The following is a 12140-nucleotide window of genomic DNA, read 5'->3' on the forward strand; positions in this document are numbered from 1 at the left end:
CCCGCCCGGGCGGCGCTCAGGATTTCTTCTTCTGCTGCTCCGGGTTGATCACGACCGTGCAGGTCGTACCGGCCGACAGCACCACGTCGGCCGGCACTTCGTCGATCTTGATGCGCACCGGCACGCGTTGCGCGAGGCGCACCCAGTTGAAGGTCGGGTTCACGTCGGCGACGAGGTCGCGGCTTTGCGGGTTGTCGCGATCGTAGATGCCGCGCGAGATGCTCTCGACATGGCCCTTCATCACGCCGCCGCTCATCAGCCGCATCTCGGCCGGCGCACCGACCTTCACGCGCGGCAGCTTGGTTTCCTCGAAGTAGCCGTACACCCAGAACGAGTGGCTGTCGACGATCGCGAGCTTCGCCTGGCCGGCCACCGCATAGTTCCCCTTGAAGGTCTGCAGGTTCGTGATGTAGCCGTCGACCGGCGCGATCACGCGCGTGCGTTCGAGGTTCAGTTTGGCCGCGTCGAGTGCGGCGATCGCCTGCTGATACTGCGCATCGGCGCTCGATGCGCTGTGCGCCGCGTTCTCGCGGTTTTCCTTCGACACGACGAGCGCGTCGAGGTCGGCACGGCGGGCCGCGTCGTCGCGGCGCATCTGCAGTTCCGCGCGGCGGGCGGCCACGGCCGCCTGCGCCTGCTCGACCGCGATCTGATAGTGCGACGGGTCGATCTGCATGATCAGGTCGCCCTTCTTGACGAGCTGGTTGTCGTGCACCGGCAGCTCGACGATCGCGCCCGACACGTCCGGCGCGACGTTGACGATCTCCGCGCGCACGCGCCCGTCGCGCGTCCACGGATCATCCATGTAGTGCACCCACAGCGAGCGCCCGATCAGGATCGCGACGAGAAGGATGACGGCGGTCGCGACGAAGCCGAAGAGTTTTCTGATAATCATGATGGTTCGGGATCAACGGTAAACGGCGAGACTCATTCCGCCGCAGATGCAGACGAGAAGGCACGCGCGGAACAGCGACGGGTGCCAGACGAGACGGTAGAGGCCCGTATAGGCGAGCAGGCGGTCGACGGCCCAGGTCGCGAGCGCGCCCAGGACGAACATCAGCACCACCGTGGGCATGTAGGCATCGAGAATGGCGATTTCACGCGGCATCATGACGAGGCTCCTTGTTGGGGACGCACGGGGCGATTGCGGTTCAGCGGCTCGAGCGGCGATTCCGGGTCGAGCAGCGCGGTACGGACGAAATGCAGGTGGCTCAGGATGCGCTGCAGGCGGTGGCGTTCGTCGCGCGACGGCGTGACCGCATCGAGCGTGTGCCGCGTCGCGTCGATCGCGGCGTCGACGGCGGCGAGCGTCGCGTCGAAGCGCCCGGCGTCCGGCTGCGCGAACAGCGCGGACAGGGCGGCGCGCATCGTCTCGATCGCGCGGCGCCACGGCGTGGTTGCCGCGTAGCGCGGGTCGGGCGGCAGCGTCGCCAGTTCGGCGCGCAGATCGAGCACCGCGTTGCCGGTTTCCAGCACCGCGAACATCCAGCGCAGCGCGTCGCGCTGCACGTCGGGCTGGTCGGCCGACAGCGTGTGCGCCTGGTGCATCAGGTCGCGCGCGCCGCTCTCGAAGCGCGTGCGCAAGCCGGCCAGCCGCGCATGGCATGCCGCGACGACCTGATGGCGCAGGTCCGCGAACAGCCGCTTCTTCAGCCACGGCGCGCTCGGCGGAAACAGCACCGCGAACGCGATTGCCGACGCGAGCATCGACAGCACCAGCGCGAGCGCGTCGTTCATGAAGCTCATCGGATCGTAGTGCGTGATGTTGTCCGGGCCGGCGAGGAAGCTGAAGAAGATCAGATAGCCCATCCCGTAGCCTGCGTAGCGCGGCTTCATCGTCATGAAGATGCCGATCGCGAGCAGCGGCGCGAGCGCCACGCACAGCAGCGGGAAGCCGTCGATGTGCGGATAGATGCCGAACGTCAGCAGGAAGCCGGTGCAGACGGCGAGCGCGGTGCCCATCCCCATCTGCGCGGACATCGCGGTCGGCCGCGGCGTCGCCGACGCGAGCGCGCACGTGGCTGCGGCGGTCAGCGTCAGCGTCACGCCGCTCGGCCAGGCGGTCGCGATCCACACCGAGCCGAGCACCAGAATCACCGTCGCGGTGCGAATCGCCGCGATCACCATCGCGGTCGCGTTGGTGCGCGGCTCGTAGCGCTCGATCCAGCGCTCGCGCTCGTGGTTCGCGGTCGCGAGCGACGCGTAGGTCGCCGCGTATTCGTGCAGGTCCGTGATGAAGCGATACAGCAGCTCGGCGGCCGTGTCGAAGTCGAGCAGCGGAAAGCCGGGCTGCGCTTCGAGCGTCGCGCGGGTCGCGCGGATGCGGCGCGGCAGCGCGTCGCGCCACGCGAGCAGCTGCGCGGCCGCGAGCGCGGCGTCGGCCGACGAGCGCACCGGCTCGCCGTTGCGCGTGAGGAGCGGCGCGATCTCGCGGAAGTACGGCTCGATCGCGTCGATCGCCGCCTGCGCGCCGGCGCCGCGCAGCCGGTTCATCAGCTGGTGCAGCGCGTGGAAGCGGCTCGATACGCTCATGAACTCGCTGTTCAGCCGCGCGAGGCGGCCGCTGCGCATGCGCGTGTCCGGGTCTTCGAACACGGCCATGCTGCGCGCCGCTTCGAAGCCGACCACGTCGGCGACGAAGCGCGTATGGATCGATTCGATATGCGCGCGCTCGAGCTTGCCCGACAGCGCGGCGGCGACGTAGTCGACGAAGCCGACGAAGCGCTTGCGCACCGTCGTGCGCATCTGCTCGCCGGTGTACTGCGGAAACACCAGCGCGCTGACCACGCCGGCCGACACGATCCCGACCATGATCTCGGCGACCCGCGTGAGCGCGCTCATGAACGCGCCGTCCGGATGTTGCGACGCCGGCAGCCCGATCAGCGCGGTCGTGTAGCCGGCGAGCAGGAAGCCATAGCTGCGGAAGTTGCGGTTGCGTGCGGCGCCGGCCGTGCACAGCGCGACCCACAGCGCGACCGCGAGCAGAAACAGCTCCGGCTGCTGCGGGAACAGGCCGACGAACGCCAGCGTCGCGATCAGCCCGAAGATCGTGCCGATCACGCGGTAGAAGCTCTTCGCGAGCACGGCGCCGCTTTGCGGCTGCATCACGATGAACACCGTGGTCAATGCCGTCTTCGGCGCCGGCAGGTCGAGCCGCATCGACACGCCCGTTGCGATGAACGCGGCGAGCAGCGCCTTGAACAGATAGAGCCACCCGGCGCCGTCGCTGCGGGCCCAGTCGCCGAACGCGGCGAACCAGGCCGGCAGCGGTCCGCCGGCGTGCGTGGAAGCAGGGGAGGAGACTGACATGTCGGTCGCTCCGCGTTACGGTGCGGTGGTCGTCGCGACGTGCGCGGGCCGCGTGGCGCGGGCGGCGGCGCTGGCAGCGGGGGCGGCCGCGGCGGTTGCCCCGGACGAAGCAGCCGACGAAGCCCCCGACGCAGCAGCCGGCGCAGCCGCGGCGGCTTCGTCGTGCGGCACGTCCTGGCCCGTTTCGACGCCGCCGCCGAGCGCGGCCATCAGCTGCGCATGCGCGGCGAGCCGCTCCGCGTCGATGCGCGCGGCCGTCTCCTGCGCACGTAACAGCTGCTGTTGCGCGATCAGGACGTTCACGTAGTCGGTCAGGCCACGGCGGAAGCCTTCGCGCGACAGCCGGTAGCTGCGGTCGTTGGCTTCCACCGAACGTGCGGCGTCCTTCTTCTGCGTGTCGAGCGAGCGGATCCGCACGACCTGGTCGGCGATGTCCTTCAGCGCGGCGAGCACCGTCTGGTTGTAGTGCTCGACCGCCTGGTCGTAGCCGGCGCTGGCCGCGCCGAGTTGCGCGCGCAGGCGTCCGCCTTCGAAGATCGGCAGCGTCAGCGCGGGGCCGGCCGTCCAGCCGCCGTTCATCGAGCGCAGGAAGTCGACGAACGGCGCGGTCACGCCGAAGCCGCCGACCGTCGCGAGCAAGTCGATGTTCGGGTAGAACGCGGCCTTCGCGACGTCGATCCCGCGTGCCTGCGCGTCGACCATCCAGCGTGCCGCGACGACGTCCGGCCGGCGGCCGAGCAGGTCGGCCGGCATCGCGGACGGCAGGCCGGCCGGCGCGTCGAGCGACAGGTTCGGCCGCTTGATCGCATCACCCGCGCCCGGGCCCTTGCCCGCGAGCGCCGCGAGCTGGTGGCGCGCGAGCTGGATCGCTTCCTCGTAGGTGTCGATCTGGCGTTCGTAGTCGGGCAGCGTGGACTCCGCCTGGCTGAGCTCGAGCTGCGTGCCGAGGCCCGCCTGCAGGCGCTTGCGCGCGAGATCGGCGAGCGCGCGCTGGCGCTCGAACGTTTCGTGCGCGAGATCGAGCAGCGCGTAGTTCATCGACATGCCGATGTACGCGCGCACGACGTTCACTTCGAGTTCGAGCCGGGCCGCGCGCGCGTCGGCCGCGGTCGCGTGCGCGGTATCGAGCGCGCGTTCGGTGGTGTTCTTGTCCTTGCCCCACAGATCGAGGTGGTACGACAGGCCGAGCGTGCCGGTGTTGTTCCACGTATCGACGTTCGCGAGCGGGCCGGGGCCGTAGTACACGTTGTCGGGCCAGTGCTCGCGCATCAGCGACAGATTGCCGTTGATCTGCGGCAGTTCGGCCGAACGGGCGACGCGCGCCATCGCCTGCGCTTCGCGCACGCGCGCCTCGGCCGCCGCGAGGGTCGGATTGCCGGCTTGCGCCGCGGCGATCCACGCGTCGAGCTGCGGGTCGCGATAGGCGCGCCACCAGTCGGATGCGGGCCAGCCGGCGTCGCGGTCCGCCGCACGGATCGCAGCGCCGGCGTCGAGCCCGTTCGCGTCGATGCGAGCCGACTGCGGCTTGTTGTCGCCCATGCTAGCGCATCCGGCCATTATTAATGAGACTGCAAGAACCGCCAGTGCCAGCGTCCCTTTTGTTGCCGGAAACTGCACGATTTTCTCCCTTCCGGATATAGATGATTCGGAGGCGATTATATTTTTCAGTAATTCCTGAATAAACGAACAAAGGTGCAAGTCATTTTTACGAATCCTGAGACAATATTGGTGGGCTGCTGTGCAACAATCCGTCCGGATTCAAACGGGTAATGGGATGGATACGTTACAAAACATGCGGGTATTCGTCCGCGTGGTGGATGCGGGGAGCTTTACCGCGGCCGCCCAGCAGATGAATTCGACGACCGCCTATGCATCGCGCGCCGTATCGGATCTCGAAGCGCACCTGCGCACGCGCCTGCTGAACCGGACCACGCGCCGGATCGCGCTGACCGAAGCCGGTGAGCGCTACCTGCAGCGCTGCGAGCAGATCCTCGCGTACGTCGACCAGGCCGAAGCCGAGGCGGGCGATGCGCACGCGCGCCCGTCGGGCAAGCTGAAGGTCCATTGCTTCACGAGCCTCGGCCAGCACTATCTGGTGCCGGCCATCGGGCGCTACCGGCAGCGCTATCCGGACGTGCACGTCGAGCTGACGCTCGCGCAGCGGATGCCCGACCTGCTCGACGAAGGCTACGACGTCGCGATCGTCGTGGGCCGCGAGCTGCCCGATTCGGGGCTCGTGTCGCAGCGGCTCGGCGACAGCTACAGCGTCATCTGCGCGTCGCCCGATTACGTCGGCGCGCACGGCAAGCCGCAGACGCCGGCCGATCTCGCGCAGCACGCCTGTCTCGGGATGGTCGCGCCGGGCTTCCACTTCGACGAATGGACGCTGTCGGGGCCGCGCGGCGACGAGCTCGTGCCGGTGACGGCGCCGCCGTTCCGCGTAAATGTGGCCGAGGCGCTCGCGGTGGCTGTGCGGGAAGGGATGGGGATCGGCGGCCTGCCGCTGTATTCGGCGATCGGCGGGCTGCGCAGCGGACAGATCGTGCGCCTGCTGCCGGAATACCGGTCGCAGCCGATGAGCATCTACGCGCTGTATCCGTCGCGCCAGTACCTCGACGCGAAAATCCGGACGTGGGTCGATTTTCTGCGCGACGAACTGCCGGCCACGCTCGAAGCCGACGAAGCCGCGCTCGCGCAGATCACGGCTGCGACATGATGGCGCGATCGCTCGGAATCTGACGAGATTTGTCGTTCGCGCAACACTTTTTTACCCGCGGACGCCGGACAGTTTGATACTGTTCAAATCATCGACATATGAATCTGCCCACCCTCGGAGTCGCAATGGATACGCACCTGATGATCGGCCTTGGAATTCTGCTCGGCGCGGCCGCCGCCGCTGCGGCGACGCGCGATCTGCTGCGCGCGATGAAGGCGCGCGCGAAACTGGTGCCGGTGCGGGTGCGCGCGTCGTCGCAAGGCCGCCGTCGCGCCGACCGCTGAGCGGCGCTCAGGCAATCTATCGACCGGGGCCGTACACGGCCCACGGCCCGCCCGCCGCGCGTTCAGCCGAGTTCGACCACACGATCCCACGCGAACGCGGGGTTCTCGAGTTCGCCGGTGCGGCGACGGATATAGCCGCGCGGGTTGCACACCACGCGCGTGCCGCTGTCGGTCACGTAATCGAACGACGTATGCGTGTGGCCGTGGACCCACAGGTCGACCGGCGGCCGCACGAGTTCCGCCAGGTCCGTCACGAATCCCGCCGAAGCAAGATCCTCCTCGTACCGCTGTGCCAGCGAGCGCAGATGCGGCGCATGATGCGTGACGACGATCGTGCGGCCCGCGAACGGCGTCGCGATCCGGGCCGCGAGCCACGCGCGGCTGTGCCGGTGCAGCGCGATCGCGTCGGCCGGCGTGAAATCGCGCTGCGGGGCGTCGCCGGGCCGCGTCGAAGCCTCGTGCGGCCACGTCACCTGAATCAATCCCTTGAAATCGAGCATCACGCGCATGCCGGCTTCGGTCGCGCGGGCAATGCTTGCGTCGTCGGCGCCGAACAGCGAGAAATCGGTCCATAACGTCGTGCCGAGCACGCGAAAGCGCTGTGCCGGGTCGACGTAGAGCCCGTTGTTCAGGTAATGCACGTTGTCGAGCGTGTGCGCGGCGTCGCGCATCGCGGTCTCCAGCGCGCCGAATTCCCCGTCGTAATACTCGTGGTTGCCGGGCACGTAGATCACCGGCACGCGCGCGTCGAACGTCTCGGCGGCCCAGCGCAGGCCTTCCGCGTGGTTGTGGATGTCGCCGGCCAGCACGACGAGATCCGCCTCGGCATGCGCGATCGCGTCGGGCTGGTTGCTCTCGAGATGCAGGTCGGACAGCACGCGAACTCTCATGGGCGTCGCTCCGGATTGAATGGGTTCAGCGCAGCACCTTGCCGGGGTTCATCAGCCCGCGCGGGTCGAGCGCGGTCTTCAGCGTTCGCATGAGCGCCGTTTCGACCGGCGACTTGTAGCGCTGCGCATCGTCGATCTTCAGTTGGCCGATCCCGTGTTCCGCGCTGATCGTGCCGCGGTGACGATGCACGTTGTCGTAGACGATACGGTTGATCGGCGTCTGGAATTGCGCGAGGAACGCCTTCGGATCGCCGCCGGCCGGCGTCTGCACGTTGTAGTGCAGATTGCCGTCGCCGAGATGGCCGAACGTGACCATCCGCGCGCCGGGCGCGGCCTGCTGGATCGCGGCGTCGGTTTCGTCGATGAAGCGGGCGATCGACGAAATCGGCACGGCGATGTCGTGCTTGATGTTGAGGCCCTCGTCGGCCTGCGCGAGCGGGATGTGTTCGCGCAGATCCCAGAACGCGCGCGATTGCGCGAGATTCTCCGCGACGACCGCATCGACCACGAGCCCGGCGTCGAACGCCTGCTCCATCAGCGTTTCGAACAGCGTGCGCGCGTGGGCTTCGCTCTCGTTGTCCGACAGTTCGAGCAGGACCGTCTGCGCATGCGTGCGCTCGAACGGGTAGCGCAGCTGCGGATAGTGCTTGCCGACGAGCTGCATGCAGAAATCCGACATCAGTTCGAAGCCGGTCAGCAGCGGGCCGGCCGCACGCTGCGCAAGCGCGAGGAAGTCGAGCGCCGCGTGCGGCGATTCGAGTGCGGCGAGTGCGGTGACCTGCGCGGCCGGCAGCGGATGCAGCTTCATCACGGCGGCCGTGATGATCCCGAGCGTGCCTTCCGCGCCGATGAACAGGTCGCGCAGATCGTAGCCGGTGTTGTCCTTGCGCAGCCCGCGCAGGCCCTCCCAGATCTCGCCCTGTGGCGTCACGACCTCGAGGCCGAGGCACAGCTCGCGCGCGTTGCCGTAGCGCAGCACGGCAGTGCCGCCCGCGTTGGTCGACAGGTTGCCGCCGATCGTGCAGCTGCCTTCGGCGGCGAGGCTCAGCGCGAACAGCCGGCCGCCTTCGCGGGCGCGCGCCTGCACGTCGGCCAGGATCACGCCGGCTTCGACGGTGATCGTGTTGTTGTGCGGATCGAACGCGCGCACGCGGTTCAGGCGCGCGACGCTCAACACGGCCTGGCTGCCGCTCGCATCGGGCGTTGCGCCGCCGGCCAGGCCGGTGTTGCCGCCTTGCGGCACGAGCGCGACGCCGTGGGTATTCGCGAGGCGCACGAGGGCCGCGACTTCGGCGGTATCCGCCGGCTTCAGCACCGCGCACGCGCTGCCCTTGTAGCGGCGGCGCCAGTCGGTCAGGAACGGCTCGGTATCGTGCGGGTCAGTCAGCACGTGCGCGGCGCCGATCGCGTCGCGGCAGGCGGATACGAAAGCTTCGGAAGGAATCATCACGTTCGGTCGCGTAAGGGTCAGGACGCGGCGCGCTGTTTTTTCGCCGCGCGCTTGAACGGCGCGACGTAGGCGAGCGCCGCCACGAAGAAGCCGACGGCGAGCGCGGTCTCGCACCAGCCGAGCGTCGCGGACAGCCCGCGGTCGGACATCCCGCGCACGACGCCTTCGGCGAAATAGACGAGGATCAGCATGCTCGCCCATTGCATCGTATAGATGTTACGCCGCCACACGCCGGGTAGCGCGAGGGCGAGCGGCACGGCCTTGAGCAGCAGCGCCGAGCCGCCTGGGCGCAGCGGCGCGAGCCACAGTTCCCATGCGAGCGAGAGCACGATCAGCGCCGCGAGGCATGCGGCCGCGGCCAGCGCGTAGCTCGGCCGGGCCGCGACCGCGGCGGGTGCGGGCGTGGGCCCGCTCATGCGGCCTCGGCGGCGGCCAGGGCCGCGGCCGCGCGGGCCAGCCTCACGCCGAGCGACGCCGCGAGCGTCTTCTCGTCGGCCGACAGCCCGCCGGCGGCGCTGCGCTCGTGCGGCGACACGTGCGACGCGCCGTACGGCGTGCCGCCGGTGCGCGTCGTGCTGAGGGCGGATTCGGTGTACGGAATGCCGACGATCATCATCCCGTGATGCAGCAGCGGCAGCATCATCGACAGCAGCGTCGACTCCTGGCCGCCGTGCAGGCTGCCGGTCGACGTGAACACGCTGGCCGGCTTGCCTGCCAGCGCGCCCGACAACCATTGCGGCGTGGTGCCGTCGAGGAAATATTTGAGCGCGGCGGCCATGTTGCCGAAGCGGGTCGGCGAGCCGAGGGCGAGGCCCGCGCATTCTTCGAGATCGCGCAGTTCAGCATACGGCGGGCCGTCGTCGGGGATGTCGGGAGCGATGGCTTCGCACACCGTCGACACGGGCGGCACGGTGCGGATGCGCGCCTGCATGCCCGGCACGCTGTCGATGCCGCTCGCGATCGCGAGCGCGAGTTCGCGCGTGGCGCCGTGACGGCTGTAATAGAGGACGAGGATGTCTTTCATGGGCGGCGGAGCCCCGTGCGGCCGCGCGCGTGCCCGGTGCAGTCGGCCCCTGCTGGATCGAGCGGCTATTATAGGGGCTGAAGTCGTCGCGCAGCGCGGCGGCGGCGCGCGCCGCCGGGCGCGCGGCATCGACAAGGAGAAAACGTTTGCCGAAGTTGGCCGTCGATCTCGACACCCTCAAGCGTCTCGCGCAGTTCGCCGCGCGGCGCAGCGCCGAGGACCGCATCCCGCAGGTCGCGGGCAGCCTCACGTTCACGACGATGCTCGCGCTCGTGCCGCTCGTGACGGTCGCGTTCGCGCTGTTCACCGCGTTCCCGATGTTCGCGTCGTTCCAGATCTCGCTGCAGGGCTTCCTCGCCGATCACCTGATGCCCGCGCAGTTCAACGTGCAGATCTTCAAGTACCTGAACCAGTTCGCGGCCAAGGCCAAGGGGCTGACGACGGCCGGCCTGATCGTGCTGGTCGTCACGTCGGTGATGACGATGATGACCATCGAGTCCGCGTTCAACCTGATCTGGCGCGTGCGCAAGCCGCGGCCGTTCGCGCAGCGCGTGCTGGCGTACTGGGCGTTGATCACGCTCGGGCCGCTGCTGTTCGGCGTGAGCCTGTCGCTGTCGTCGTATCTGTTCACGCAGTCGCTGGCGTTCACCGGCGCCGCGCCGTCGACGTCGATCATCGAATGGCTGCTCGCGCTCGCGTCGCTGCCGCTCACGGTGCTCGCGTTCACGCTGCTGTACGTGTACCTGCCGAACTGCACGGTCGCGTGGCGCGACGCGGTGATCGGCGGCCTGTTCGCGGCCGTCGCGTTCGAGCTGGCGAAGCGCGGCTTCGGCTATTACGTGCGGCGCATTCCGACCTATACGGCCGTCTACGGCGCGTTCGCGGCGCTGCCCGTGTTCCTGCTGTGGGTGTACCTGAGCTGGTTCATCGCGCTGCTCGGCGCGATGGTCGCGTCCGCGCTGCCGGCGATCCGTGTCGGCCAGTTTCATCGCATCCACTATCCGGGCAGCGATCTGCTCGACGCGCTCGAATTGCTCGCGCGGCTCGCCGAAGCGCGCGCGGCCGGCAGGCCGGGCTGCACGGCGCCGCGGCTCGCGACCATGCTGCGCTGCGACATGGAAACTGCGCAGCGGCTGCTGCTGACGATGGAGGAGCGCGAATGGATCGCGCGGCTGGAGGGCGGCGACCAGGCGCCGCGCTACATCCTGCTGGCGAACCCCGATCGTCTGACGCTCGCGCAGCTGTTCGACGTGCTGGTGATCGACCGGACCGAGCTGACCTATCAGCTGCAGCGGCGTAGCAGCCACGTCGAAGGCGCGGCGCTGCTCGACGTGCTGTCGAACGATCGCTTCGACGTGTCGCTCGCGTCGCTGATCGCCGCGCGCGCGGCCGATGGCGCGCAGCCGGCCGCGCCGGCGTCCGGCTCGCTCGCCGGCGCGGCGCCCGACCCGCACGCGCGTCCGCCGAAAACGGCGTGACGCCGCGCCGGAAGGCGTGCGTTACAGCGGGATCTTGCCGACGCAGATGTCCTTGAACATCACCCAGTCGCCCATCAGGCTGTAGACCGGATGCCGGAACGTGGCAGGGCGGTTCTTCTCGAAGAAGAAGTGCCCGATCCATGCGAAGCCGTAACCGCACACGACGGCCGCCGGCAGCCACGGCCAGCGACCGGTCGCGACCGCCATCGCGACACAGCCGATCACGCCGAGCGAGCCGATGAAGTGCAGCCGCCGCGACGTCGCGTTCTGGTGTTCGTTCAGGTAATACGGATAGAAATCAGCGAAGCTGGCGAATTGTTCCGAATGCGTATGCGCCATGGCCGTCTCCCCGGGTCGCCGTTCATGGCGCCATTGTGCGGCGGGCCGCCGGCGGCCGCAAGCCGCGCGGCCCTGCGCCTTACCCCTGCGCTTTCCTTTTGACAGGCTTTCCGATAGGATCGAAAGCGGATTTGCATTCAAGCTCGAGGGAACCACGATGCGCGTCAGCGATATTCTGAAAGTGAAGGGCAACACGTTGTTTACCGTGACGCCCGATAAGCCGCTGCGCGAAGCGGTCGATACGATGGCCGAGCACGACATCGGCTCGCTCGTCGTGATGGAGTACGGCGATCTGGTCGGGATGCTCACGTTCCGCGAGATCATCCAGCGCCTGCACGTGAACGGCGGCGCGATCGGCGACGTACAGGTGCGCAAGGTGATGGACGAGCCGCTCACCTGCACGCCGGAGACCGACGTGAACGAAGTGCGCCGGATGATGCTCGAGCGCCACGCGCGCTACATGCCGGTTCTCGACAAGAAGGTGCTGATGGGCGTCATCTCGTTCTACGACGTCGCGAAGACGGTCGTCGAGGCGCAGAGTTTCGAGAACCGGATGCTGAAGGCCTACATCCGCGACTGGCCGGAATCGGAAGCCGAAGCACAGAAGCCGTGACACGTCGCGCCCGGTGCATCGCACGCGGGCGCTGCCA

General features: G+C 68.7%; 13 protein-coding genes. 4 read left to right on the forward strand and 9 right to left on the reverse strand.

All coding sequences use genetic code 11. The annotated features are described in order from the left end of the window. Nucleotides 1–16: 16 nt before the first annotated feature. The 4 genes from MYA_RS06225 to MYA_RS06240 are packed head-to-tail and all read right to left on the reverse strand — an operon-like array spanning nucleotide 17 to nucleotide 4926. Nucleotides 17–895, reverse strand: a complete 879-nt coding sequence (locus MYA_RS06225) for an efflux RND transporter periplasmic adaptor subunit (RefSeq protein WP_011884505.1) — start codon at nucleotides 893–895, stop codon at nucleotides 17–19. Nucleotides 896–907: 12 nt separating this feature from the next. Next, complete coding sequence (locus MYA_RS06230; RefSeq protein ID WP_011884507.1) at nucleotides 908–1111, reverse strand: DUF1656 domain-containing protein; 204 nt, start codon at nucleotides 1109–1111, stop codon at nucleotides 908–910. After that, nucleotides 1108–3309 (reverse strand): FUSC family protein, encoded by a 2202-nt coding sequence (locus tag MYA_RS06235; protein WP_011884508.1) that lies wholly within the window; start codon nucleotides 3307–3309, stop codon nucleotides 1108–1110. The genes MYA_RS06230 and MYA_RS06235 overlap by 4 nt, the downstream gene beginning before the upstream one ends. Before the next feature lie 15 nt (nucleotides 3310–3324). After that, nucleotides 3325–4926: an efflux transporter outer membrane subunit gene (locus MYA_RS06240; RefSeq protein WP_041493814.1), complete on the reverse strand. Its 1602-nt coding sequence runs from the start codon at nucleotides 4924–4926 to the stop codon at nucleotides 3325–3327. Between the two features lie 157 nt (nucleotides 4927–5083). Between MYA_RS06240 and MYA_RS06245 the strand changes: the two genes are divergently transcribed. Both MYA_RS06245 and MYA_RS31910 read left to right on the forward strand, forming a co-directional pair. Continuing rightward, the gene (locus tag MYA_RS06245) at nucleotides 5084–6025 is read left to right on the forward strand and encodes a LysR family transcriptional regulator (protein WP_034193319.1); all 942 of its coding nucleotides are present in this window, start codon (nucleotides 5084–5086) and stop codon (nucleotides 6023–6025) included. Nucleotides 6026–6150: 125 nt separating this feature from the next. Then, the gene (locus tag MYA_RS31910; RefSeq protein WP_014722886.1) at nucleotides 6151–6309 is read left to right on the forward strand and encodes a hypothetical protein; all 159 of its coding nucleotides are present in this window, start codon (nucleotides 6151–6153) and stop codon (nucleotides 6307–6309) included. A gap of 62 nt (nucleotides 6310–6371) precedes the next feature. Here the strand turns inward: MYA_RS31910 and MYA_RS06250 are convergent, their stop codons facing one another. From MYA_RS06250 to wrbA, 4 genes are read right to left on the reverse strand one after another with little or no spacing between them, the layout of a single operon-like run. Further along, nucleotides 6372–7199, reverse strand: coding sequence for a metallophosphoesterase (locus MYA_RS06250; protein WP_014722887.1), 828 nt, complete (start codon nucleotides 7197–7199; stop codon nucleotides 6372–6374). A gap of 25 nt (nucleotides 7200–7224) precedes the next feature. After that, a complete protein-coding gene (locus MYA_RS06255) occupies nucleotides 7225–8646 on the reverse strand; it encodes an FAD-binding oxidoreductase (RefSeq protein ID WP_014722888.1) in 1422 nt (473 codons plus the stop codon). 20 nt (nucleotides 8647–8666) lie between these two features. Beyond that, the gene (locus tag MYA_RS06260; protein WP_014722889.1) at nucleotides 8667–9065 is read right to left on the reverse strand and encodes a DUF2069 domain-containing protein; all 399 of its coding nucleotides are present in this window, start codon (nucleotides 9063–9065) and stop codon (nucleotides 8667–8669) included. Further along, nucleotides 9062–9673, reverse strand: a complete 612-nt coding sequence (wrbA, locus tag MYA_RS06265; RefSeq protein WP_014722890.1) for an NAD(P)H:quinone oxidoreductase — start codon at nucleotides 9671–9673, stop codon at nucleotides 9062–9064. The genes MYA_RS06260 and wrbA overlap by 4 nt, the downstream gene beginning before the upstream one ends. A gap of 146 nt (nucleotides 9674–9819) precedes the next feature. Here wrbA and MYA_RS06270 point away from each other — a divergent pair, with 146 nt between their 5' ends. After that, a complete protein-coding gene (locus MYA_RS06270; protein WP_014722891.1) occupies nucleotides 9820–11151 on the forward strand; it encodes a YihY family inner membrane protein in 1332 nt (443 codons plus the stop codon). A 21-nt stretch (nucleotides 11152–11172) separates the two neighbouring features. Here MYA_RS06270 and MYA_RS06275 read toward each other — a convergent pair whose 3' ends face one another. Next, complete coding sequence (locus MYA_RS06275; RefSeq protein ID WP_011884521.1) at nucleotides 11173–11490, reverse strand: Mpo1-like protein; 318 nt, start codon at nucleotides 11488–11490, stop codon at nucleotides 11173–11175. 157 nt (nucleotides 11491–11647) lie between these two features. Here MYA_RS06275 and MYA_RS06280 point away from each other — a divergent pair, with 157 nt between their 5' ends. Then, nucleotides 11648–12103 (forward strand): CBS domain-containing protein, encoded by a 456-nt coding sequence (locus MYA_RS06280; RefSeq protein WP_011884523.1) that lies wholly within the window; start codon nucleotides 11648–11650, stop codon nucleotides 12101–12103. Nucleotides 12104–12140: the final 37 nt, after the last annotated feature.

It is taken from the genome of Burkholderia sp. KJ006 (assembly GCF_000262695.1).
Lineage (GTDB): Bacteria > Pseudomonadota > Gammaproteobacteria > Burkholderiales > Burkholderiaceae > Burkholderia > Burkholderia vietnamiensis.

Bases quoted from the DNA above. Each gene is read 5' to 3' on its own strand.
- MYA_RS06225 (WP_011884505.1), bottom strand. From the start codon at position 895: ATGATTATCAGAAAACTCTTCGGCTTCGTCGCGACCGCCGTCATCCTT.
- MYA_RS06230 (WP_011884507.1), bottom strand. From the start codon at position 1,111: ATGATGCCGCGTGAAATCGCCATTCTCGATGCCTACATGCCCACGGTG.
- MYA_RS06235 (WP_011884508.1), bottom strand. From the start codon at position 3,309: ATGTCAGTCTCCTCCCCTGCTTCCACGCACGCCGGCGGACCGCTGCCG.
- MYA_RS06245 (WP_034193319.1), top strand. From the start codon at position 5,084: ATGGATACGTTACAAAACATGCGGGTATTCGTCCGCGTGGTGGATGCG.
- MYA_RS31910 (WP_014722886.1), top strand. From the start codon at position 6,151: ATGGATACGCACCTGATGATCGGCCTTGGAATTCTGCTCGGCGCGGCC.
- MYA_RS06250 (WP_014722887.1), bottom strand. From the start codon at position 7,199: ATGAGAGTTCGCGTGCTGTCCGACCTGCATCTCGAGAGCAACCAGCCC.
- MYA_RS06255 (WP_014722888.1), bottom strand. From the start codon at position 8,646: ATGATTCCTTCCGAAGCTTTCGTATCCGCCTGCCGCGACGCGATCGGC.
- MYA_RS06260 (WP_014722889.1), bottom strand. From the start codon at position 9,065: ATGAGCGGGCCCACGCCCGCACCCGCCGCGGTCGCGGCCCGGCCGAGC.
- wrbA (WP_014722890.1), bottom strand. From the start codon at position 9,673: ATGAAAGACATCCTCGTCCTCTATTACAGCCGTCACGGCGCCACGCGC.
- MYA_RS06275 (WP_011884521.1), bottom strand. From the start codon at position 11,490: ATGGCGCATACGCATTCGGAACAATTCGCCAGCTTCGCTGATTTCTAT.
- MYA_RS06280 (WP_011884523.1), top strand. From the start codon at position 11,648: ATGCGCGTCAGCGATATTCTGAAAGTGAAGGGCAACACGTTGTTTACC.